Origin of the sequence: Methylobacter sp. BBA5.1 (assembly GCF_000746145.1) — a bacterium.
Taxonomy (GTDB): domain Bacteria; phylum Pseudomonadota; class Gammaproteobacteria; order Methylococcales; family Methylomonadaceae; genus Methylobacter; species Methylobacter marinus.
Genome location: NZ_JQKS01000044.1, coordinates 13,438 through 33,487 on the forward strand (window position 1 = coordinate 13,438; position 20,050 = coordinate 33,487).

Consider the following 20,050-nt stretch of genomic DNA (forward strand, 5'->3'; position numbering starts at 1 on the left):
CTGTTTTCACCATGGTAGTTTGGTTCCATCGTATTTAACAAAACAACCTGATTGTTCCAAGCTAAAATTGTCTATCACGGAGCGCATACCTGAAACGCTTTCATTAGCATTAATTAATGCATTGATGCCCCCCATATCCGTTTTAACCCAACCCGGATGTAAAATAAGCACACCGACAGATTGTTCTTTGAGCGCAAGCGCCAGACACTTCATTGCGGAGTTTAGCGCAGCCTTGCTTGAACGATACAAAATACTGCCTCCACTAGTATTATCAGTAATACTACCCATTAAACTACTGATACTGACGATTAGCTTCTTTTCACTACGCTTGATTTGTGGCAGAAAATCTTCAGCCATTTTAACCGGCGCCTGAGTATTAACCAGAAACGATTTATTCCATGCCTGATAGTCCAGTTGACCAGAAGCATGTACTCGATCATCAGTGTAAATACCGGCATTATTAATCAAAACATCAATCGGTAAGTCGGTAAGCTTATGGGACAACTTGTCAATTTGATCTAAATCAGAAATATCCAGCGTTTCTATCTGAATATTATTGTACTGGCTGGCAAGCTTGTTTAATTCAACCGCACCTCCCGGATCACGGCAACAAGCAATTGTTGTCCATCCAGATTGTACATATTGACGACAAAACTCCAAGCCCAACCCCCGATTGGCCCCGGTAACTAGAACTGTAGACATTTGCCCCTCCATAAAAAACCTTCTGTACTACGTGATACAGAAGGTTATTTATCAGTTCAGAAATTAAGCTGAGAGATTTTTAGAAACAAAATCCCAGTTAACTAGTGACCAGAAATGCTCTAAGTAAGTTGGACGAGCATTTCGATAATCAATGTAGTAAGCATGCTCCCACACATCACAAGTCATGAGAGGTGTTTGTCCTGTAGTTAATGGGCAGCCTGCATTACTAGTGCTAACGAGAGCTAAACTTCCATCTGCGTTTTTTACCAACCAAGCCCAACCTGAACCGAAGGTGGTAACAGCACATTTAGTGAATTCTTCTTTAAATTTTTCAAATGACCCAAAAGAAGCATCAATAGCATCAGCTAAAGCACCAGTAGGTTGACCGCCACCATTAGGAGTCAAACAGTTCCAGTAAAATGTATGATTCCATACTTGAGCTGCATTATTAAAAATACCCCCAGAAGATTTGACAACGATTTCTTCCAGAGATAATCCTTCAAATTCAGTTCCTGGAATGAGATTGTTCAGATTTGTTACATAAGTTTGGTGATGCTTCCCATAATGATACTCTAACGTTTCTGCTGAAATATGGGGAGCCAGCGCATCTTTAGCATAAGGTAAAGCAGGAAGTTCGAAAGCCATTTGATTCTCCTAATAAAATACGTTAAAAATAGTTGCCAATTAAACAGCTTGCAACAGAAAATAAATACCAAGTAATTTAATAAACTATTACTTTAGCATTGCTAGCCAATTAAATAAAGCTGGACTTATTTAACTCTTGTTCATCCATACAAACACTAAAGGCTGTATTATCTCTTGTACCCTTTTAGTAATGGTTGGAGTATAGAAGCTACTCTATAATTCATAATTTTGAAGCCCATATCATTGCCCATTAAAACAATTAGATCAATTCCTGTCCAAGTTGAAGCAGAAAATGCAATTCATGGCGCAACTGTGTGTCAAGCACTTCCAGTCAACAGGGTAGGTGGTTTAGATAACGAAACTTATCGTCCGAATACGTGTCGACTGAATGATGCATCTTGATCTGGCTCCATTTTAAGATTATCGTTTGATTTAGATTCAAAGTGATGCTCCAAATAGTGTTTATTCATATCATTGGTCATCTGATCAACGAAGATGCAAAAAATAACCCGTGCAAATAGCACTCAATTTGGTATCCGCAGGCTACCTTATCTATAGACCATTGCCTCCTCCTTGGTCAGATTATCGCAGCTAAAACTGGTGGTTTAAAAATTATGATGGAAAATTAATTTGTGCCCGTACGGCATTATTCCCCTCATCATTGCAATGCTAATCATTCCCAAAAAATTTATTTTATTATGGCCATAGAAGTAGAGCATAAGTTTTTAATTGCCAATGATAATTGGCGTGAGCACATCACAGAATCCATTAAATACAGGCAAGGCTATCTAAGCTCGTTAGCAACTAACTCGATCCGAGTCCGGATAAGTGATAATCATGCCTGGCTGAATATCAAAAGCGCTACCATTGGTACTCATAGACATGAATACGAATATGAAATTCCACTGTCTGACGCGAATGAAATCGTAAACAATCTTTGTAAAAAGCCCTTAATTGAAAAAACCCGTCATTTTGTCACTCATGATACCAACATTTGGGAAATAGATGAGTTTGAAGGAGAAAACAAAGGGTTGATTGTCGCTGAAATTGAATTACCAGAAATAGGGCAACCATTTTCAAAACCTGACTGGCTAGGAAAAGAAGTTACGCATGATTTGCGTTATTACAACAACAACCTTGCTAATCATCCATATTCAGAATGGCGTAAAAATTAATTATTTCATACATATATTGAAATAGACGGCAATTTACCCTATATTTGCCGTATGAAAAAAACAACACTTGTTGCATTATTGCTACTATCAACTCAATGCTTTGCTAATAGCATAAAAGATTCCCTAAATAATATAGAGTCCGAATGGGCGTCTATTTACTATAGCAAGTCAAATTCCAATAAAAGTCGTGCTTACAACCATCTACTCGATAAAATTATTGCCCTATCCAAACAGCATACCGATAATGCCGAGCTTATTTTTTGGCAAGCGGTTGTAAAAGCTACAAATGCCGATCACCAAGATGCATTGGCGGCACTTAATTCAGTTAAGGATGCTCGCAAGCTACTAGCCAAAGCTATAGAAATAAATCCAAAAACCATGAACGGATCCGCCTATGTTACCTTGGGCACATTATATTATATGGTGCCCAAATGGCCTATTGCTTTTGGCGATGAGCAAACCGCTCAAAAAATGCTAGCAATTGCACTTCAAATCAATCCTAATGGTATTGATAGCAATTATTTTTACGGAAAATTTCTGTTATCGCAGAATAAATCCGATGAAGCGGCAAAATATTTTGAAAGAGCGGTTAAAGCACCTGCACGCAATGAACAACTTTATGCGGATAGCCAACTTAAAACAGAAGCTAGTCTTGCCTTAAAAAATGCAAAAGAACAAAAAGTCGGCACCTCAAAAAACTTATTCTTGTCTTTGTTCTCTTCTGCCACTCTGAAATGAAGAGACAAATTTAGCCTATCAAAAACCTAGTGCTTAGTCAGTCTTGATCTGACGAGTAAAATTTGCAGAGTATTCATAGAGTGTGAATAGTGCGAATAAATTCGCACCTACAATTTACCCGCCATAATTAAATTGACTGACTACTAGGTTCTGTTGACATTTCAGCGTAGCCAAATCAAAGCCGAGACAAAATGCAGAAAAAACCGAATACTTCCGGACCAGCTTCTAGAAACGTGAAAAAATTCGACGGTAGTGTTTGATTTTATTGAAAAAGCATTCAATCAAATGACGCTTCTTATAAATAAACCAATCACAGGTACGGGATTGTTTACGGTGGCTGCGAGGCGGGATCACCACCTCAATAGCTTGGTTCTGAAGGGTTTCAATGAACGCATCGCTGTCGTAGCCTTTATCCGCCGCCAATTTTTGTACCCCTTCAGGTGGTGCAAACGCCAGTAAATTTTCCGCTTGTCCAATGTCACTGTCTTGCCCGCCCGTTAGGACAAATCCCAACGGAGTGCCCAGCCCATCGGTAATAGCGTGAATCTTGGTGCTAAACCCACCGTGCGAACGCCCCAGTGCCTCTTGCTCTGCTGAGCTGCCAGTCGCTCCTGCCGTACAGGCATGTGCCTTGACAATGGTGCTGTCAATAAAAACACTTTATAAATCGGGCTGATCTATACAGGCTCGATGCAAATTAGCCCATACGCTCTCCGGCACCAGCGGGAAAAACGCTTGAAGATGCTATTCCATTTGCCATATTCCGCCGGCAAGGTTCGCCACTGAACACCGTTGCGCAGCACCCATAATACCGCGCGCTCATGAAGCCGCGAAGTGCTTGCTCTGACCCCACATAAACATGCTGATGTGTCGCCAGAATGGGGAATGACAGCATGACGAAGGAATACAGAGTGCAACTGACGGCAAATGAACATACGTATTTGCAAGACTTGATTCATAAAGGCAAAGTCGCGACCTATAAAAGGCTTCATGCTGAAATTTTGCTCAAGGCGGATAATCAGCGAATGGGGCGAAAATTGGCAGGACACCCCCATCAGTGAAGCCTTTAGGGTTTCAACGCGAACGGTTGAAGAACGGGTGCGGTTCGTTCAAAAAGGGCTAGAGACGGCCCTCAATCGTGCTAAACCTAGCCGATTCAGAAACCGGGTGATTGATGGGGAAAATGAAGCCCATCTGATTGCGTTAACCTGCGGGAACGCCTCAGTTAGCCGCAGTCGTTGTTCCTTAAGCCTGCTTGGACAGCGCATGGTGGAACTGGGCTATGTGTAAAGCGTATCTCATGAAACCATTCGGCAAACTTTAAATAAACGAATCAAAACCCTGGTAACATAAAGAATGGTGCATTCCTACTCAACAGAATGCCTGCTTTGTCTGTGCTACGGAAGACATCCTTGATGTTTACAAGCGTTTCTATGACGCAACGCATCCATTGATTTGCATAGACGAAAGCAGCAAACAACAGATTAAAGACGTGCGACAGCCGACCCCGGCTAAGCCATCGGTGGAAAAATACGATACGAAATATGAACGTAACGGTATCAGCCATCTGTTTATGTTCTTTGATCCAGCGGCATGTGGCGGTCACAGACCAAAGGACCGCGGTGTGGATTGGGCACACCAGATTCAACACTTAGTGGACGTGCCTTATGCTCAGACCGAGCGCATTACCCTTGTCATGGATTTTAAACACGCACACCGGCGGCCTCGCTGTATAAGGCTTTCCCACCAGAGAGGAAGCGCGGAGAATCCTGGATAAGCTGGATATCCACTACACGCCTAAGCATGGCAGTTGGCTCTACATGGCGGAAATCGAATTGAGCATTTTATCCCGTCAATGTCTGAATCGGCGCATTCCCGACCAGGTGACATTGACGCGGGAAGTCTCGGCCTAGCAAGAAAAAAAGAAATGTCAGGGCTTGCCCTATGGACTGGCGATTTACCACTGAAGAGGCTCGGGTAAAATTGAAAAACCTTTACCCAACATTAAAAGAATGATTAAGTACTAGAGCGTTAATTTATTGGCCGGAAACATTGTCTTCAGGCATTCGTCACTATGAAAAAACAATTTACGGGCCAACAGAGCGCCAGAGATTTTCATAGCCTCGGCTGGGTACTCACTGCATACTTTTGGATTGCATTCATCAAAAGTACGCGATACGTACCGTACTGTATTTTTCAGACATGCCTGTCAATAATAAAACTCAATTTTTTCAATAGTAGTTGGTTTCAAGTCACGATTGGCTGCTATAGTAGCCGAAATTGATAATGATCTTGCTAAATTTAATTAATCGCATCTCTATCATATATCGGTATTTTATCAGCCATCACTTTCTGCTAAGATGGGTATTAATTAAATATAAATTTTCCCTACAACTTTCCTGGTAATAATTATGACTTTTGTAGTCACAGAAAACTGTATCAAATGTAAATTTACTGATTGTGTCGATGTATGCCCTGTAGATTGCTTTCGTGAAGGCCCTAATTTTCTTGTAATAGATCCAGATGAGTGCATCGACTGCACATTATGTGAGCCGGAATGCCCCGCGAATGCAATTTTTGCCGAAGATGAGTTACCGGCAGAGCAAGAGATGTTCATTCAGTTGAATGCCGAACTGTCCAAGCAATGGCCTGTTATTACCGAAGTAAAATCCCCCTTACCCGATGCCGAGGAATGGAATGGCAAAACAGGTAAAATTGATTTGCTAGAAAAATAACTTTATTTTGAGACATAAAAAAAGCCGGGTTGACCCGGCTTTTTTTATGTCTCAAAATAGTCTTACTCATCTATTGTGTTGATTTCAGATCTATCAACAAGCTCAACATATGCCATTGGCGCATTATCGCCAGGTCTAAATCCACATTTCATAATACGCAGATAGCCGCCAGCTCTGTTTTGATAACGAGGTCCAAGTTCATTAAATAGCTTAGTTACAACTTCACGATCGCGCAATCTAGAAAATGCGAGACGCCTTTTTGCTACATTATCTACTTTCGATAAAGTAATCAAAGGTTCAGCAAAACTTCTTAATTCCTTAGCTTTGGGTAAAGTAGTTTTGATCAGTTCATGCTTAAATAATGAACTAGCCATATTACTGAATAGCGCCTTGCGATGGCTGCTATTAATATTGAATTTTCTACCGGATTTACGATGTCTCATTGTAAGAAGACCTAAAGTTAGTTAATTTACTGCGTGGTTTTGATCTGCCAGGTTTTCAGGGGGCCAATTCTCCAAACGCATACCCAGAGATAACCCTTTTAAGGCAAGAATGTCTTTTATTTCTGTTAAGGATTTTTTGCCAAGATTAGGAGTTTTTAATAATTCTACCTCTGTTCGTTGAATTAAATCTCCAATATAAAAAATATTCTCAGCTTTTAAGCAATTAGCAGAGCGCACTGTCAACTCAAGATCATCTACAGGACGAAGAAGAACGGGGTCAAAAATTTCTTCGATTTCTACAGGTTCTTCTGCAAGCTGATCATTTACCTTTTCAAAATCAACAAAAACAGATAATTGATCATGGAGTATAGTTGCAGCGAGTTTGATCGTTTCTTCTGGATCTACAGTTCCATTTGTTTCCAGCTCAATAATTAGTTTGTCTAGGTTAGTCCGCTGCTCTACACGCGTACTTTCAACATGGTAAGCCACCTTAACAATCGGACTATATGAAGCATCAAGCTGAAGAGCACCTACAACGGAACTATGGTCAGAAATTGATTTACGCACACTAACGGGCTCATAGCCTCTCCCTCTGCGCACTCTGATCTTCATATTCAATACGCCGGCCTGAGTCAAGTTAGCGATTACTAATTCAGGATTTATAATTTCAACATCATGAGGAACATTAATATCCGCCGCTATGACACAACCCGCACCAGTTTTGGTAAGAGTCAGCTCAACCTCATCTTTTGAATGAAGCACAACTGCTAACTTCTTGAGGTTTAGCAGAATATCAATTACATCTTCTTGAACACCTTCTATGGTTGTGTACTCATGAAGAACACCTTCAATTTCCACATCCGTAACTGCGCAGCCTGGAATTGTTGACAACAATACGCGCCTTAGAGCATTACCAAGGGAATGCCCGAAACCACGCTCCAACGGTTCAATAACAATTCTTGAATGGTTAGGTGTTTTACTTACAACCTCAACTAATCGAGGCTTCAATAAGCCAGAAATAGAATTCTGCATTTATATTCCTCAGAACTGCAATTATTTAGAGTAAAGTTCTACAACTAACTGTTCATTAATGTCACTACCTAAATCTATACGATCAGGCAATGAATTAAATGTACCAGACATAGTTTTTGGATCAACTTCAACCCAAGAAGGAAAACCATATTGCTCAGATATGGTTAATGCATCAATAATTCTTTGCTGTTTTTTTGCCTTTTCTCTTACCTTAAGCACATCACCAGCACTTACTTGATAAGAAGGCACATTTATCAGCACATCATTAACCAAAATTGATTTATGGCAAACTAACTGACGAGCTTCGGCTCTGGTAGAAGCGAACCCCATACGATAAACAACATTATCCAGCCTTGATTCCAACAGATTCAGCAGGTTTTCACCTGTTGCACCTTTTTTCATATCAGCAGACTTATAATAGTTACGGAATTGTTTTTCCAAAATCCCATAAATCCTACGTAAACGCTGCTTTGCCCTCAACTGAAGGGCATAATCAGAGCTTCTTGTACGCTTCGTACCGTGTTGACCAGGCCGCTGATCTAACTTACATTTATTTTCCAGGGACTTTCCTCTGCTTTTCAAAAACAGATCAGTACCTTCTCTTCGACTCAATTTACAAGTAGGTCCAAGATATCTTGCCATAATAACTACTCCAGATTCTTATACGCGGCGTTTCTTAGGGGGACGGCATCCGTTATGAGGAATTGGCGTCACATCTACAATATTGTTAATTTTAAATCCCAGATTATTCAGTGAACGAACCGCAGATTCACGACCAGGGCCAGGACCCTTGATCATAACATCAAGATTTTTCATACCGAATTCCTGAGCGACAACCCCAGCTTTCTCAGCTGCAACCTGGGCTGCAAATGGAGTACTTTTTCTTGAACCGCGAAATCCAGATCCACCTGAAGTAGCCCAAGACAGCGCATTGCCTTTTCTATCAGTGATAGTTATGATTGTGTTGTTGAAAGAAGCATGAACATGAGCAATACCATCTGCCACTTCTTTTTTTATACGTTTTCTGGAACGATTTGGACTAGCCATTATTTAGAACCTCTTACAGGAATATCTTATTTTCTAATAGGTTTACGCGGACCTTTACGAGTACGAGCATTTGTTCTCGTTCTCTGCCCTCTTAAAGGCAAACCTCTGCGATGTCTTATCCCGCGATAGCAACCCAGATCCATCAAACGTTTGATATTCATAGAAACTTCACGACGCAGATCACCTTCCACTGTCATCTTTGAAACCACACTACGAATAGCTTCTAATTGCTCTTCATTCAGTTCTTTTATTTTTATGGAAGGTGCTATACCCACCTCAACACAAATTTCACTTGCTGTTTGACGACCAATACCATAAATTGAAGTTAAAGCGATTACCGCATGTTTATGATCTGGTACATTTATCCCGGCAATACGTGCCATCTAGATACTCCCCTGAGTATTACTCTAAAGTTAAGCGCCGAATTATAGCATCACAGTAATTATAGCGCAACAAATTTTAGCCTTGGCGCTGTTTATGTCTACCGTCTACGCAGATAACCCTAACAACACCGTTTCTTTTTACTACTTTACATTTTCTACAAATTGTTTTTACAGAAGCTCGAACCTTCACAGCTAACTCCTAAGTTGCTTTTGTATATAAATACAATAAATTATTTTTTCAGATTGGCTTTTTTCATCAAGCCTTCATATTGTTGCGACATTATATGCGTTTGCATTTGTGAAATAAAATCCATCACAACCACAACTATAATCAAAAGCGACGTCCCACCGAAATAAAATGGAACATTCCAATAGACTATTAAAAACTCGGGCAATAAACATACTAACGTAATGTAAAAAGCTCCGATTAAAGTTAATCTAGTCATAACCTTATCGATATATGAACTAGTCTGCAAACCAGGCCTTATACCAGGAAGAAACGCTCCAGATTTTTTTAAATTCTCAGCTGTTTCTTTAGAGTTAAACACTAACGCAGTATAAAAGAAACAGAAAAATATGATAGCGGCCGCATAAAGCATGACATAAATAGGTTGACCAGGAGACAACATTGTCGCAATATCCTGAAGCCATGCAAATCCGTCCGTATTACCAAACCATCCAGCTATAGTTGCAGGAAATAAAATAATGCTAGATGCAAAAATAGGAGGTATAACACCCGCCATATTGAGCTTCAAAGGTAAAAAGCTACTTTGTCCGCCATACATTTTTCGTCCTTGTTGTCTCTTTGGATAATTAATGAGAATCCTTCTCTGACCTCTTTCTACAAAAACAACAAGCGCCGTTACAGAAATTGACAACAGGAACAATAGAATAATGAATGCACCATTCATTTCACCCGTTCTAGCTAATTCTAATGTACCACCAATTGCCTTGGGTAAACCGGAAACGATACCCGCAAAAATGATAAGGGAAATGCCATTGCCAATTCCACGCTCAGTGACTTGTTCACCTAACCACATCAAGAAAATAGTTCCAGTGACCAACGTAACTGTCGTAATCAAGATGAAACCAACACCGGGATTCAAGACAACAGAAAGCCCCCCAGCAGATTGATTTTGTAACGCCAACGATATCCCTATCGCTTGGAAAGTTGCTAAAACAACTGTTCCATATCTGGTATATTGAGATATTTTACGCCTACCAGACTCACCTTCTTTTTTTATCTGCTCCATGGCAGGTATGACAACAGTCATCAATTGCATAATAATTGACGCCGAGATGTAGGGCATTATTCCAAGAGCAAAAAGGCTTAGGCGCATTAATGCGCCACCGGAAAACATGTTAAACATATCCAGAATCGAGCCACTTTGCTGTTCAAACATAACAGCTAAAGCCTTAGGATCTATCCCGGGAACCGGGATATGAGCCCCAACTCTGTAAACAAAAAAAGCCCCCAGAACAAAAAGAAGTCTTGCTTTCAGTTCTGAAAATCCACCAACTTTGTTAGCCATTTGAGCTCTTGAAGTACTCACTTAAACCTCTACTTTGCCGCCAGCAGCTTCAATAGATTCCTTAGCGCCGCCAGTCACCTTAATACCTTTGATGGTAATCGCTTTTTTTACTTCACCGGATTTGATTACTTTCGCGGTTTTGGTAAAAGCAGGTACTATGTTCGCATCAATTAACAATTTTAAATCAACCACATCAGCATCTAAGGAATTTAATTCGCCCAAACGAACCTCTGCAGAAAACTTGTTGATTCTAGAAGTAAATCCAACCTTAGGTAAACGGCGCTGCAATGGCATCTGACCGCCTTCAAAACCTACTTTATGAAAACCACCACTACGCGCTTTTTGCCCTTTATGGCCTCTTCCACAAGTTTTTCCGAGCGTACTGCCAATTCCACGACCCACTCGTTTAGATTTCTTTCGTGATCCTTCACTTGCATGGATGGTATTTAAAAACATTACAGTTCCTCGACTTTTAGCATGTATGATACTTTATTTATCATACCGCGATTTTCGGCTGTATTAAGCACTTCAACCGTTTGGTTAATTTTACGCAAACCCAAACCTTTTAAACAGGCCTGATGACGTGGTAAACGCCCAAATTTGCTTTTTATCATCGTAACACTTAACTTAGTACCAGCCATAGCAACTACCCAATAATTTGTTCTACTGATAAGCCACGCTTTGCAGCTATTTGGTTAGCATTATGCATTCCTGTAAGCCCATCAATTGTAGCTCTAACGACATTGATAGGATTATTAGTGCCAATACATTTTGCCAATACATTATGCACACCGACCACTTCAAACACTGCCCTCATTGCGCCACCCGCAATAATACCAGTACCCTCAGATGCCGGCTGCATATAAACTTTTGCCGCCCCAGTCGAAGACATAATTGGATACTGTAAGGTATCCCCTTTCAATGAAACCTTACGCATGTTTTTTCGCGCTTGTTCAAGAGACTTTTGTATCGCTATAGGCACTTCGCGCGCCTTACTGACGCCATAACCTACACGACCTTCACCATCACCAACAACAGTTAGCGCAGTGAAACCAAAAACTCTACCGCCTTTTACCACTTTTGCAACACGTCTTACAGAAACTAGTTTTTCTTGCAATCCGTCTGTACTACCTTGAGAAGGTGCTGTAGCCATTCTATACTCCTAAAACTTCAAACCGGCTTCACGTGCAGCATCAGCTAATGCCTTAACGCGACCATGGTATTTAAATCCAGAACGATCAAAAGCAACTTCTGTGATTCCAGCTGCAATAGCTTTCTGAGCAATATATTTTCCTACTTCAGTTGCCGCTTCAATATTGCCTGTATTCTTTAGAGTTGACCTAATTTCTGATTGAATAGTCGAAGCACTAGCCAATGTAGTCGTTCCATCTCCACTTATAACTTGAGCATATATGTGCTGTGAAGTTTTATGAATAGATAAACGGGTTGTATTTAATTTCTTAATCTTGCTACGCAATTTCAATGCGCGCCTTAAACGAGATTGTTTCTTTTCCATCACGTTACCTTACTTCTTCTTAGCTTCTTTTCTTACAACATGCTCTTCAGCATACCTGACTCCTTTGCCTTTATAAGGCTCGGGAGGGCGATACGCCCTGATTTTTGCAGCTACCTGGCCAACTTGTTGCTTATCGCTTCCTTTGACTATTATTTCAGTTTGACTAGGTGTTTCAACTGTTATCCCTTGGGGAACTTCAAAATCGACTGGATGGGAAAACCCAAGTGCAAGATTAAGAACATTTCCTTTTGCTTGTGCTCGATAACCCACACCAATCAATGTCAGCTTCTTTTCAAATCCAGCAGAGACACCTGCAACCATGTTGCTTACAATCGCTCTTGCAGTTCCAGCTTGAGCAGTAGCTATTTTATTGTCTTTATTCCATCGCATTTGAATAACATTGTCTGCAATATCTATGCTTATTGCAGGGTTAAAATCGAACGATAACTGACCTTTACTTCCTTTTACAGTCATATTATTACCATCTAGCTTTATATCGACACCGCTAGGGATAGTAACTGGAGCTTTAGCTATTCTTGACATAAACTGGCCTACAATTAACAAACAGTGCAAATAACTTCGCCGCCATGTCCAATTGCGCGAGCAGCTCTATCTGTCATAACACCATTTGATGTTGAAACAATAGCAATACCTAGCCCGCCAAGAACTTTCGGCAATTCATCTTTAGATTTATAAATGCGTAAACCAGGTTTACTAATTCTTTTTAAACTTTCAATTACAGGTGCGCCTCTATAATATTTCAACTCAATAGTCATTTCTGTATGACTACCGTTTGTTTCGGTGCTGAAATCTGTAATATAACCTTCCTCTTTCAGTACTTTTGCAATTGATACTTTTAATTTTGACGAAGGTTGTTTAACGGTTTTTTTTCCGGCAGATTGACCGTTTCTAATGCGGGTCAACATATCTGCTACTGGGTCTGTCATACTCATTTTCTATTTCTCCAAACTTGACTAACAGATACTACCAACTCGCCTTTACTAAGCCTGGCACGTCGCCGCGCATAGTTGCTTCTCTTAATTTATTCCGGCTAAGGCCAAATTTGCGATAATACCCATGTGGCCGCCCAGTTAAATTGCAACGGTTACGTATTCTTGTTACGCTGGAATCTCTCGGTAATTTTTGAAGTTGTAAATGAGCTGACTCTTTTTCTTCATATGAAGCATTTGGATCTCTGATAATTTCCTTCAAAGATTTACGTTTCGCATCATATTTCTGTACTAATTTCTTACGCTTGTCTTCGCGCGCAATCATTGATTTTTTTGCCATGTTAAAAATCGCCCTTTAGTTCTTAAATGGAAAGTTAAAAAGCTTTAACAAAGCCAAACCTTCTTCATTTGTTTGTGCTGTTGTTGTGATAGTAATATCCATACCGCGTATAGCATCAATTTTATCATAATCAATTTCAGGGAAAATGATTTGCTCTTTGACACCCATTGAATAATTACCACGCCCATCAAAGCTTTTAGGGCTTAATCCCCGAAAATCACGAATCCGAGGTATAGATATAGCGATTAAACGATCTAAAAATTCGTACATTCTGTCGCTACGTAAAGTCACTTTACAACCGATAGGCATATCATCACGAATTTTGAAACCAGCAATTGATTTTCTTGCCAAGGTGACAACTGGTTTTTGACCGGAGATCTTTTCCATATCGCTAATAGCTGATTGCAGAACCTTTTTATCTGCGACAGCACCTCCAACCCCCATATTGAGCGTTATTTTAGTAATACGAGGCGCTTGCATCACAGATTTGTAACTAAACTGCTCTACTAATGCAGGAAGGATTTTTTCTTTATATTCGGTTTCTAGTCTAGCCATGATTTTTATCTACACCTTACGCATCAACAATTTCATTAGTTGACTTAAAATATCTGACTTTCTTTCCATCTTCTAGAAACTTAAAGCCGACACGATCTGCTTTTTTGGTTTCAGGATTATATAGTCCAACATTGGAAATATTGATTGGCATATCCTTGACTATAATTCCTCCTGAAATGCCTGCATTTGGATTAGGTCTTTGATTTTTTTTGACTTGATTGATTCCTTCAACCAAAATCTTATTATTTTTTAAAACCTGAACTACTCTACCGCTCTTACCTTTATCCTTACCAGTACGAACAATAACATCGTCACCTTGTCTAATTTTTTGCATTTTTGAACCCTATCTTATAAAACTTCAGGAGCTAGAGAAATAATTTTCATAAATTTCTCACCGCGTAGCTCGCGTGTTACAGGGCCAAAAATACGGGTGCCTAATGGCTGCAAATTGTTATTCAGAATAACTGCCGCATTACCATCGAATCGAATCACCGACCCATCCGGACGACGCACACCTTTACGTGTTCTGACGACCAAGGCATTATAAACCTCGCCCTTCTTTACTCTTCCACGAGGAATAGCATCCTTAATACTAACCTTGATGATGTCACCAATGCCAGCATAACGTCTATGCGAACCCCCTAGTACTTTGATACACATGACCCTTTTTGCGCCGCTGTTATCGGCAACGTCAAGGTTAGTTTGCATCTGAATCATGATTAATTCCCGATTATCTGTATATTAAATTGCTTATGCACTATCTATCTGTTAGCACTTTCTAAGACATCAACTAATCTAAAAGTTTTATTCTTAGACATAGGTCTGCATGACGTAATTGACACGACATCACCTTCCTGGCAAATATTTTGTTCATCATGAGCCATCATCTTAGTTGAACGTTTAACATACTTACCATAAACAGGATGTTTCACAACCCGCTCAACCAAAACCGTAATTGTTTTATCCATTTTATTGCTGACGACACGACCGCTAATTGTCCGCAACTTAGTTACATTCTCGCTCATATTTATGCGCTCGCCATCTCATTTAATATAGTTTGAATACGTGCCACTTCACGTCTAACCTTTTTCACTTGATCAGGCTTTGACAATTGACCTGTTCCTTTCTGCATTCTCAGGTTAAATTGTTCACGTGACAGATCAAGTAGCATGGCTCCTAACTCGTCTTTTGACTTTTGGCGTAATTCACTTGCTTTCATTACATTATCGTCCGAACAGTAAAAGTTGTTTTTAGAGGTAACTTAGCTGCAGCTAAAGCAAAAGCTTCCCGGGCCAGTTCTTCAGAAACACCTTGTATTTCATAAAGCATAGTCCCTGGTTTAATCTGAGCAACCCAGTATTCTACACTACCTTTACCTTTTCCCATACGAACTTCTAAAGGTTTTTTCGTAATTGGTTTATCTGGAAAAATTCTAATCCAAATTTTACCACCACGTTTAACATGCCTTGTAATCGTTCTACGTGCTGACTCGATTTGTCGGGCAGTAAGTCTACCGCGACTTGTTGACTTTAGGCCATATTCTCCAAAGCTTACTGATGACCCGCGCATGGCAGTACCGTTATTTCTGCCTTTAAATTGTTTACGGAATTTTGTTCTTTTAGGTTGAAGCATTTTTCTATCCCTTCAACTATTTTTTTGATTCTGAATTAATAGATGCAATATGCGCATCCATATCGAATACTTCACCCTTGAATATCCACACTTTAATGCCGATAATTCCATAGGTAGTATTTGCTTCCGCAGTAGCATAATCAATATCAGCTCTTAAAGTATGTAATGGCACACGCCCTTCTCTATACCATTCGCTTCTTGCAATTTCAGCACCATTCAGGCGCCCACCAACATTAATTTTTATACCTTCAGCACCTAAACGCATAGTATTAGTCACTGCGCGTTTCATTGCTCTACGATACATAATTCGCTTTTCTAATTGCTGTGCAATACTTTCTGCTACTAATTGCGCATCTAATTCTGGCTTCCTAATCTCTTCAACATTTAGCTGAACAGGGATACCCATCATCTGAGAAACCTCTTGCCTCAAAACATCAATATCTTCGCCTTTCTTACCGATTACAATGCCTGGGCGCGCCGTATGAACAGTAATATGTGCATTGTTGGCAGGGCGATTGATTTGAATACGACTTACAGAAGCATGAGCTAATTTTTTCTTAATATATTCCCGAACTGTTAAATCCTGATGAAGGAATACAGAATAGTCCTGACTATTTGCATACCATCTTGAATTCCAATCTTTAACAATACCAAGGCGTATACCTGTTGGATGTACCTTTTGACCCATTTTTAGCCCCTACTCGTATTCTGCGACTTTAACTGTAATATGACAGGTTCTTTTAAGGATATGATTCGCACGTCCTTTAGCTCTTGCCTTAAATCTTTTCATGGTCGCCCCTTCATTTACATAAACGGTAGACACTCTTAATTCATCAATATCTGCGCTTTCGTTATGCTCTGCATTAGCTATGGCGGACTCCAAAACCTTCTTAAAGATAACCGCACCTTTTTTTGAACTGAATTTTAATGTATTCAGCGCTTTCTCAACCGGCAGACCTCGAATTTGATCTCCCACCAATCGAGCTTTTTGCGCGGATAGAGGGGCATTGCTTAATTTTGCTGAAATTTCCATCATAACCTACCTAGATTTCTTATCAGCCACATGGCCTTTATAAGTACGAGTTGGCGCAAACTCACCTAATTTATGCCCGACCATATTCTCAGAAATAAGAACTGGAATGTGCAGCCGCCCATTATGGATTGCAATAGTTAAGCCCAGCATATCTGGAATAATCATTGATCGTCTTGACCATGTTTTAATCGGTTTCCGGTTATTGCTACTTACAGCATCTTCTACTTTTTTAAGTAGATGATGATCAATAAAAGGACCTTTTTTAATTGAACGCGGCACGCTAATTCCTCTCTATTTCTGCTTACGACGTCTGACAATCATATTATCAGTACGTTTGTTTTTTCTCGTTTTATATCCCTTAGTCGGCATACCCCAAGGAGATACAGGATGTCTACCACCAGAAGTACGACCTTCACCACCACCATGCGGGTGATCCACAGGGTTCATAGCAACACCGCGAACTGTAGGACGCACCCCCCTCCATCTTGAGGCACCTGCCTTTCCAAGAGAAGCCAAATTGTGTTCTGAGTTTGATACTTCACCAATTACAGCTTTGCAATCAGCCATAACTTTACGCATTTCACCTGAACGCAATCTTATGGTTGCATGAATACCATCTCTAGCAACTAACTGAACCGATGCACCAGCACTTCTAGCTACTTGAGCACCTTTGCCAGGCTTTAATTCCACACAGTGTACAGTCGTGCCCATTGGTATATTTCTTAAAGGCATGCAGTTGCCCGGCTTAACAGCAGCATTTTCTGATGAAAGAATCTCCTGTCCTACCTCCAGGCCTTTAGGCGCAATGATGTATCTACGCTCTCCATCCTTAAACAACACCAGAGCAATATTTGCCGTTCTATTTGGATCATACTCCAGTCGCTCAACAACAGCAGGAATATCAGTTTTATTCCTTTTAAAATCAATAATTCGGTAGTGCTGTTTATGACCACCACCTACATGACGTGTTGTTATACGCCCTTTGTTATTACGACCGCCACTTTTACTGTTTTTACTTAGTAAAGGTGCAAATGGTTTGCCTTTATGCAATTCATCATTCTTAATTCGCACTACAAACCGTGAACCCGGTGACGTCGGTTTTGACTTTACAATCGCCATGCTTTCTACCGTTTCCTATTGATCTTTATTACTTTAACTAAATTAAGCAGCAGAAAAATCTATGTCATGTCCAGGCTTAAGCTTTACATAAGCCTTTTTCCAATCGGATCTTTGTCCTAATGAACGGCCAAATCTTTTCTGTTTACCTTTAACGTTCAATACTTGAACCGAATCCACTTCAACGTTAAACATCATTTCTACTGCATTTTTAACTTGTTTTTTTGTTGCTACTTTTTGCACTTTAAAAACAAATCTCTTATTTTTTTCAGCGGCAATAGTGCTTTTCTCAGATATTACTGGAGCTTGCAGCACACCTGCCAATTGGTATTTATTTACACTCATGCCAAACGCTCCTCTATCTGCTTCAATGCGACTGGTGTAGCAATAACTTTATCTGCCGAAACCAGGAGAACGGGGCTTAAATTCAAAGACTCTACCACTTCTACGTAAGGAATATTTCTCGATGCTAAAGCTAGGTTTTCATCAATACTATCAACAACAATCAAAATTCGCTTAGCTTCAATTTTTTTCAGCTTCTCAGATAATTCCTTAGTCTTAGAAGTAGCAGGTAATATATCATTGCTAACAACTAAGCGACCCTGTCTCAACAACTCGGATAAAATTGATCGAATACCAACTCGAAACATTTTTTTGTTGAGCTTCTGATCATATGTTCTTGGTCTTGCTGCAAATGCAACACCACCAGTCCGCCAAATAGGACTGCGCATTGTACCAGATCTAGCACGCCCTGTCCCCTTTTGTCGCCATGGTTTTGAACCACCGCCACTTACATCAGAACGGGTTTTCTGAGCCTTTGTACCAGCACGCGCCCCAGCCAGATATCTAGTCACCAACTGATGAACCAATGTTTCATTAAAAGACTGACCAAAAACCGTTTCCGCAACTTCTACATTTCCGGCGGAGTCTTGTTCGTTTATAGCAGGTATTTGCAAACCCATAGCTTAACCTTTATTTCGCATTTTCATTGCGGGTGTAATAACTACATCACCGCCTTTAGCACCAGGCACAGCACCTTTTACTAAAATTAAATTTCTTTCTTTATCAATTGAATGAATAGTCAAGTTTTGAACCGTTGTTTTAACAGCCCCCATATGACCAGCCATCTTCTTGCCTTTAAAGACTCGACCAGGCGTTTGACACATACCGATGGAACCTAACACTCTATGCGAAAGCGAATTCCCATGAGTAGCATCTTGCATACTGAAATTATGACGTTTAACGCCACCAGCAAAGCCCTTACCGATACTTTTTCCACAGACATCAACAACTTGACCCTCGGAAAATACATCTAATGTCAATTCGGAACCGGCAGATAAATCCTCGCCTTCGCCATCTTCGAGTCTAAACTCCCAAAGACCACGTCCAGCTGTCACATTAGCCGCCGCATAATGACCAGCCATTGCTTTATTGACTCTTGAAGACTTTTTGTCGCCTGCTGCCACCTGGATTGACCGATAACCATCTACCTCAACACCTTTAACTTGAGTGATCCGGTTTGAATCAATCTGGAGAACAGTAACAGGTACCGAAGAACCATCTTCACAAAAAACTCTGGTCATACCACACTTACGACCTATAAGACCTATTGACATCTGCCAATTCCTCTACTTTTAATTCAACTTTATCTGAACATCAACGCCAGCTGCAAGATCCAATTTCATCAACGCATCTACGGTTTTTTCAGTTGGCTCAACGATATCAAGTAATCGTTTATATGTTCTTAATTCATACTGATCCCTTGCATCTTTATTTACATGCGGAGAGATCAAAATGGTAAAACGCTCTTTTTTAGTAGGCAAAGGAATAGGACCTTTAATCTGGGCTCCAGTTCTCTTTGCAGTTTCTACTATCTCGCCAGCCGATTGATCAATCAATTTATGATCAAATGATTTCAAACGGATTCTGATAGTTTGATTAGACATATATATTTACTCGATAATTGATGAAACGACGCCCGCACCTACGGTACGCCCGCCTTCACGAATAGCGAAACGCAAACCTTCCTCCATCGCAATTGGTGAAATCAGTTTCACTTCAACAGCGATGTTATCGCCAGGCATGACCATTTCCACACCTTCTGGCAACGTAACCGCCCCAGTCACATCCGTGGTTCTGAAATAGAACTGTGGACGGTATCCATTAAAAAATGGCGTATGGCGACCGCCCTCATCTTTGGACAGAACGTAAATTTCTGCATTGAAGTGCGAATGTGGCTTGATGGTGCCTTTATGCGCCAACACCTGCCCCCGCTCCACTTCATCTCTTTTTGTGCCTCTTAACAACACACCGACGTTATCACCCGCCTGCCCTTGATCCAGCAATTTACGGAACATCTCAACACCGGTACAGGTCGTGGTAACGGTCGGTCTGATACCGACAATTTCAACTTCCTGCCCTACTTTGATAATGCCACGCTCAACACGACCGGTTACTACCGTACCCCGACCTGAAA

36 protein-coding genes and 1 pseudogene are annotated in these 20,050 nt (G+C 40.5%); 4 read left to right on the forward strand and 33 right to left on the reverse strand.

The genetic code is table 11. From position 1 onward, the window contains the following. Positions 1-6: 6 nt before the first annotated feature. Positions 7-702 (reverse strand): SDR family oxidoreductase, encoded by a 696-nt coding sequence (locus EK22_RS19920; protein ID WP_036253924.1) that lies wholly within the window; start codon positions 700-702, stop codon positions 7-9. Positions 703-765: 63 nt separating this feature from the next. Beyond that, positions 766-1,347 (reverse strand): superoxide dismutase [Fe], encoded by a 582-nt coding sequence (gene sodB / locus EK22_RS23880; protein WP_081917992.1) that lies wholly within the window; start codon positions 1,345-1,347, stop codon positions 766-768. A 698-nt stretch (positions 1,348-2,045) separates the two neighbouring features. Here sodB and EK22_RS19925 point away from each other — a divergent pair. Both EK22_RS19925 and EK22_RS19930 read left to right on the forward strand, forming a co-directional pair. After that, positions 2,046-2,522: a CYTH domain-containing protein gene (locus EK22_RS19925; RefSeq protein WP_020159235.1), complete on the forward strand. Its 477-nt coding sequence runs from the start codon at positions 2,046-2,048 to the stop codon at positions 2,520-2,522. Between the two features lie 51 nt (positions 2,523-2,573). Then, positions 2,574-3,260 (forward strand): tetratricopeptide repeat protein, encoded by a 687-nt coding sequence (locus EK22_RS19930; RefSeq protein ID WP_036253912.1) that lies wholly within the window; start codon positions 2,574-2,576, stop codon positions 3,258-3,260. A gap of 225 nt (positions 3,261-3,485) precedes the next feature. Here the strand turns inward: EK22_RS19930 and EK22_RS24405 are convergent, their stop codons facing one another. Beyond that, the gene (locus EK22_RS24405; protein ID WP_152565167.1) at positions 3,486-3,911 is read right to left on the reverse strand and encodes an IS5 family transposase; all 426 of its coding nucleotides are present in this window, start codon (positions 3,909-3,911) and stop codon (positions 3,486-3,488) included. 26 nt (positions 3,912-3,937) lie between these two features. After that, positions 3,938-4,252, reverse strand: a complete 315-nt coding sequence (locus tag EK22_RS25635) for a transposase (RefSeq protein ID WP_152565168.1) — start codon at positions 4,250-4,252, stop codon at positions 3,938-3,940. On the opposite strand from EK22_RS25635, the pseudogene EK22_RS24415 reads away from it, so the two are divergent. Together EK22_RS24415 and fdxA are read left to right on the forward strand one after the other, a co-directional pair. Beyond that, positions 4,154-5,276, forward strand: a pseudogene (locus EK22_RS24415) (IS630 family transposase). The gene EK22_RS25635 and the pseudogene EK22_RS24415 overlap by 99 nt on opposite strands. A 395-nt stretch (positions 5,277-5,671) precedes the next feature. Continuing rightward, a complete protein-coding gene (gene fdxA / locus EK22_RS19950) occupies positions 5,672-5,995 on the forward strand; it encodes a ferredoxin FdxA (protein ID WP_027147250.1) in 324 nt (107 codons plus the stop codon). A 62-nt stretch (positions 5,996-6,057) separates the two neighbouring features. Here fdxA and rplQ read toward each other — a convergent pair whose 3' ends face one another. The 29 genes from rplQ to EK22_RS20070 all read right to left on the reverse strand — a co-directional run. Then, on the reverse strand, positions 6,058-6,438 hold the full coding sequence (rplQ, locus tag EK22_RS23890) for a 50S ribosomal protein L17 (RefSeq protein WP_036292578.1): 381 nt from the start codon (positions 6,436-6,438) through the stop codon (positions 6,058-6,060). Between the two features lie 21 nt (positions 6,439-6,459). Further along, positions 6,460-7,470 carry a DNA-directed RNA polymerase subunit alpha gene (rpoA, locus tag EK22_RS19955; protein ID WP_020159228.1) on the reverse strand — a complete coding sequence of 337 codons (1,011 nt, stop codon included), beginning with the start codon at positions 7,468-7,470 and terminating at the stop codon, positions 6,460-6,462. A gap of 21 nt (positions 7,471-7,491) precedes the next feature. After that, positions 7,492-8,112 (reverse strand): 30S ribosomal protein S4, encoded by a 621-nt coding sequence (gene rpsD / locus EK22_RS19960; RefSeq protein ID WP_020159227.1) that lies wholly within the window; start codon positions 8,110-8,112, stop codon positions 7,492-7,494. Between the two features lie 18 nt (positions 8,113-8,130). Then, positions 8,131-8,517, reverse strand: coding sequence for a 30S ribosomal protein S11 (gene rpsK / locus EK22_RS19965; RefSeq protein WP_020159226.1), 387 nt, complete (start codon positions 8,515-8,517; stop codon positions 8,131-8,133). A 26-nt stretch (positions 8,518-8,543) separates the two neighbouring features. Beyond that, positions 8,544-8,900, reverse strand: coding sequence for a 30S ribosomal protein S13 (gene rpsM / locus EK22_RS19970; RefSeq protein WP_020159225.1), 357 nt, complete (start codon positions 8,898-8,900; stop codon positions 8,544-8,546). Positions 8,901-8,976: 76 nt separating this feature from the next. Next, complete coding sequence (gene rpmJ, locus EK22_RS23895) at positions 8,977-9,090, reverse strand: 50S ribosomal protein L36 (protein ID WP_081679145.1); 114 nt, start codon at positions 9,088-9,090, stop codon at positions 8,977-8,979. A gap of 40 nt (positions 9,091-9,130) precedes the next feature. Next, positions 9,131-10,432: a preprotein translocase subunit SecY gene (secY, locus tag EK22_RS19975; protein ID WP_020159224.1), complete on the reverse strand. Its 1,302-nt coding sequence runs from the start codon at positions 10,430-10,432 to the stop codon at positions 9,131-9,133. A 21-nt stretch (positions 10,433-10,453) separates the two neighbouring features. Next, the gene (gene rplO, locus EK22_RS19980) at positions 10,454-10,888 is read right to left on the reverse strand and encodes a 50S ribosomal protein L15 (RefSeq protein ID WP_020159223.1); all 435 of its coding nucleotides are present in this window, start codon (positions 10,886-10,888) and stop codon (positions 10,454-10,456) included. Next, positions 10,888-11,073: a 50S ribosomal protein L30 gene (gene rpmD, locus EK22_RS23900; RefSeq protein ID WP_027147249.1), complete on the reverse strand. Its 186-nt coding sequence runs from the start codon at positions 11,071-11,073 to the stop codon at positions 10,888-10,890. Before rpmD ends, rplO begins: the two co-directional genes overlap by 1 nt. Before the next feature lie 5 nt (positions 11,074-11,078). Beyond that, on the reverse strand, positions 11,079-11,585 hold the full coding sequence (rpsE, locus tag EK22_RS19985) for a 30S ribosomal protein S5 (protein ID WP_020159221.1): 507 nt from the start codon (positions 11,583-11,585) through the stop codon (positions 11,079-11,081). Positions 11,586-11,594: 9 nt separating this feature from the next. Continuing rightward, the gene (rplR, locus tag EK22_RS19990; protein WP_353846551.1) at positions 11,595-11,951 is read right to left on the reverse strand and encodes a 50S ribosomal protein L18; all 357 of its coding nucleotides are present in this window, start codon (positions 11,949-11,951) and stop codon (positions 11,595-11,597) included. A 6-nt stretch (positions 11,952-11,957) separates the two neighbouring features. Beyond that, positions 11,958-12,491, reverse strand: a complete 534-nt coding sequence (gene rplF / locus EK22_RS19995; protein ID WP_036253925.1) for a 50S ribosomal protein L6 — start codon at positions 12,489-12,491, stop codon at positions 11,958-11,960. A gap of 14 nt (positions 12,492-12,505) precedes the next feature. Then, the gene (gene rpsH / locus EK22_RS20000) at positions 12,506-12,901 is read right to left on the reverse strand and encodes a 30S ribosomal protein S8 (RefSeq protein WP_020159218.1); all 396 of its coding nucleotides are present in this window, start codon (positions 12,899-12,901) and stop codon (positions 12,506-12,508) included. Positions 12,902-12,932: 31 nt separating this feature from the next. Beyond that, entirely contained in the window at positions 12,933-13,238 is a 306-nt protein-coding gene (rpsN, locus tag EK22_RS23905; protein ID WP_081917993.1) for a 30S ribosomal protein S14, read from the reverse strand. Positions 13,239-13,253: 15 nt separating this feature from the next. Then, entirely contained in the window at positions 13,254-13,793 is a 540-nt protein-coding gene (gene rplE / locus EK22_RS20005) for a 50S ribosomal protein L5 (RefSeq protein WP_020159217.1), read from the reverse strand. A 16-nt stretch (positions 13,794-13,809) separates the two neighbouring features. Then, on the reverse strand, positions 13,810-14,127 hold the full coding sequence (rplX, locus tag EK22_RS20010; protein WP_036253916.1) for a 50S ribosomal protein L24: 318 nt from the start codon (positions 14,125-14,127) through the stop codon (positions 13,810-13,812). 14 nt (positions 14,128-14,141) lie between these two features. Continuing rightward, on the reverse strand, positions 14,142-14,510 hold the full coding sequence (rplN, locus tag EK22_RS20015) for a 50S ribosomal protein L14 (RefSeq protein WP_020159215.1): 369 nt from the start codon (positions 14,508-14,510) through the stop codon (positions 14,142-14,144). A 44-nt stretch (positions 14,511-14,554) separates the two neighbouring features. Further along, positions 14,555-14,818 (reverse strand): 30S ribosomal protein S17, encoded by a 264-nt coding sequence (gene rpsQ, locus EK22_RS20020; RefSeq protein ID WP_020159214.1) that lies wholly within the window; start codon positions 14,816-14,818, stop codon positions 14,555-14,557. A 2-nt stretch (positions 14,819-14,820) separates the two neighbouring features. Next, the gene (gene rpmC / locus EK22_RS20025) at positions 14,821-15,012 is read right to left on the reverse strand and encodes a 50S ribosomal protein L29 (protein WP_020159213.1); all 192 of its coding nucleotides are present in this window, start codon (positions 15,010-15,012) and stop codon (positions 14,821-14,823) included. Further along, positions 15,012-15,425 (reverse strand): 50S ribosomal protein L16, encoded by a 414-nt coding sequence (rplP, locus tag EK22_RS20030; RefSeq protein WP_020159212.1) that lies wholly within the window; start codon positions 15,423-15,425, stop codon positions 15,012-15,014. Before rplP ends, rpmC begins: the two co-directional genes overlap by 1 nt. A 16-nt stretch (positions 15,426-15,441) precedes the next feature. Next, complete coding sequence (rpsC, locus tag EK22_RS20035) at positions 15,442-16,113, reverse strand: 30S ribosomal protein S3 (protein WP_036253917.1); 672 nt, start codon at positions 16,111-16,113, stop codon at positions 15,442-15,444. A gap of 9 nt (positions 16,114-16,122) precedes the next feature. Continuing rightward, entirely contained in the window at positions 16,123-16,458 is a 336-nt protein-coding gene (rplV, locus tag EK22_RS20040; protein ID WP_027147248.1) for a 50S ribosomal protein L22, read from the reverse strand. Positions 16,459-16,464: 6 nt separating this feature from the next. Further along, positions 16,465-16,737, reverse strand: a complete 273-nt coding sequence (gene rpsS / locus EK22_RS23910; protein WP_081679143.1) for a 30S ribosomal protein S19 — start codon at positions 16,735-16,737, stop codon at positions 16,465-16,467. A 12-nt stretch (positions 16,738-16,749) separates the two neighbouring features. Next, entirely contained in the window at positions 16,750-17,577 is an 828-nt protein-coding gene (gene rplB, locus EK22_RS20045; protein WP_036253918.1) for a 50S ribosomal protein L2, read from the reverse strand. Between the two features lie 42 nt (positions 17,578-17,619). After that, entirely contained in the window at positions 17,620-17,919 is a 300-nt protein-coding gene (rplW, locus tag EK22_RS20050) for a 50S ribosomal protein L23 (RefSeq protein WP_020159209.1), read from the reverse strand. Then, the gene (gene rplD / locus EK22_RS20055) at positions 17,916-18,536 is read right to left on the reverse strand and encodes a 50S ribosomal protein L4 (protein ID WP_036253920.1); all 621 of its coding nucleotides are present in this window, start codon (positions 18,534-18,536) and stop codon (positions 17,916-17,918) included. The genes rplW and rplD overlap by 4 nt, the downstream gene beginning before the upstream one ends. A gap of 3 nt (positions 18,537-18,539) precedes the next feature. Next, positions 18,540-19,190, reverse strand: a complete 651-nt coding sequence (gene rplC / locus EK22_RS20060) for a 50S ribosomal protein L3 (protein WP_020159207.1) — start codon at positions 19,188-19,190, stop codon at positions 18,540-18,542. 18 nt (positions 19,191-19,208) lie between these two features. After that, the gene (gene rpsJ / locus EK22_RS20065; protein WP_020159205.1) at positions 19,209-19,520 is read right to left on the reverse strand and encodes a 30S ribosomal protein S10; all 312 of its coding nucleotides are present in this window, start codon (positions 19,518-19,520) and stop codon (positions 19,209-19,211) included. A gap of 6 nt (positions 19,521-19,526) precedes the next feature. Continuing rightward, a partial coding sequence (locus EK22_RS20070; protein WP_036253926.1) for an EF-Tu C-terminal domain-related protein occupies positions 19,527-20,050 on the reverse strand: 524 nt, incomplete at its 5' end.